1 protein-coding gene is annotated in these 322 nt (G+C 34.2%); it reads right to left on the reverse strand.

All coding sequences use genetic code 11. From position 1 onward, the window contains the following. A partial coding sequence (locus B2145_RS09565; RefSeq protein WP_414654995.1) for an exo-beta-N-acetylmuramidase NamZ domain-containing protein occupies positions 1 to 322 on the reverse strand: 322 nt, incomplete at both ends.

Consider the following 322-nt stretch of genomic DNA (forward strand, 5'->3'; position numbering starts at 1 on the left):
GAGAAGGTTTATAGTTATCTCCGTAAAGTGAGACAACTGACACACCTGTCTTCTTATCTTTAGAGTCTAGTATGATTTCTCCAGCATCTTCGACTCCCCTAAAACCATGCTCGGGAGCAAAACCTTTTGTAACCTTAATGCCTAATGTTAATAAGGAATCAACAAGGTGTGCGTAATTGGAATTAGATTTGCCCTTTTTAAAAATTACCGATGTATTATTTCCTACTATAGCAACATTTTTACCCTTTAAAAGATCTATATATTTATCTAATTGATTTGCCCCAACAATAATATCCGGGTTTTCTTTAGAAGATACTTTTTG

The organism is Flavobacterium sp. UBA5153 (genome assembly GCA_002413745.1).
In the GTDB taxonomy this organism is placed as follows: Bacteria; Bacteroidota; Bacteroidia; order Flavobacteriales; family Flavobacteriaceae; genus Flavobacterium.